This is a genomic window from Streptomyces hazeniae (assembly GCF_031845485.1).
GTDB classification, from domain to species: domain Bacteria; phylum Actinomycetota; class Actinomycetes; order Streptomycetales; family Streptomycetaceae; genus Streptomyces; species Streptomyces hazeniae.
The window spans coordinates 1-957 of record NZ_JAVREQ010000065.1; the positions used below are offsets into that span (position 1 = coordinate 1).

A 957-nucleotide genomic window follows, 5' to 3' on the forward strand; every position below is an offset into this window, starting at 1 on the left:
CTAGGGCCTGTCCGGCGGATCATGTGACTGTCGGGTCGATGGCTCGTTGTGCTCGGCATGGGGCGGGGTGATCTGAGTAATGCGGAGTGGGCCCGACTGGAGCCGCACTTACCGACGACGGGGCGTCGTGGAGGCAGGTGGATCGATCACCGGCAGGTGATCAACGGGATCCTGTTCCGACTGCGCACGGGCATACCGTGGCGTGATCTACCGGAGCGGTACGGCAGCTGGAAGACCGTCTACGAACGGCACCGGCGCTGGTCCGCGAACGGCACGTGGGACCGGATCCTGCGTGCCGTCCAGGCCGACGCCGACCTGGCCGGCCGGATCGACTGGAGCATGGTCAGCGTCGACTCGACCTCCTGCCGGGCTCACCAGCACGCGGCCGGGGCACGCAAGAGGAAGCCACGCATCCCGAAAAAAGAACGACGCCCCGGCATCACCGCCCCGACGAGGGACTTGGACGGTCCCGGGGCGGCCTGACCTGCAAAATCCATCTCGCCGGAGAAGGCGGCTGCCGCCCCATGGCCATGCTGGTCACGCCGGGCCAGTTCGGCGACGCGCCCCAGATGATCGAGGTCCTGGAGCGCATCAGCATTCCCCGCCCTCACGGTGGCCGCCCACGAACCCGGCCGGACCAACTCGGTGGGGACAAGGCGTACAGCTCCCGCCGCAACCGCCGTTACCTGCGAAGACGCCACATCAAGCACACGATTGCGGAACCGAAGGACCAGCGCGGCCACCGAAAACGGCGCGGCAGCCGAGGCGGCAGGCCCACCGGCTTCGACCGCGAGAACTACAAGCGCCGCAACGAAGTCGAACGCACCATCAACAGGCTCAAGAACTCCCGAGCCGTCGCCACCCGCTACGACAAGAGGGCCTACGTCTTCCACGGCACCGTCACAGCCGCAGCCATCCGATTGTGGCTCCGACCATGATCCGCCGGACAGACCCTAG

1 protein-coding gene is annotated in these 957 nt (G+C 67.5%); it reads left to right on the top strand.

Features of this window, described 5'->3' with window-relative positions; genetic code table 11:
* Positions 1-57 precede the first annotated feature (57 nt).
* A protein-coding gene (locus RM572_RS28570; RefSeq protein ID WP_311676277.1) for an IS5 family transposase occupies positions 58-938 on the top strand; the annotation gives its coding sequence in 2 pieces (ribosomal slippage) (positions 58-418 and positions 418-938; 882 coding nt in all).
* The last annotated feature ends 19 nt before the right edge of the window (positions 939-957 follow it).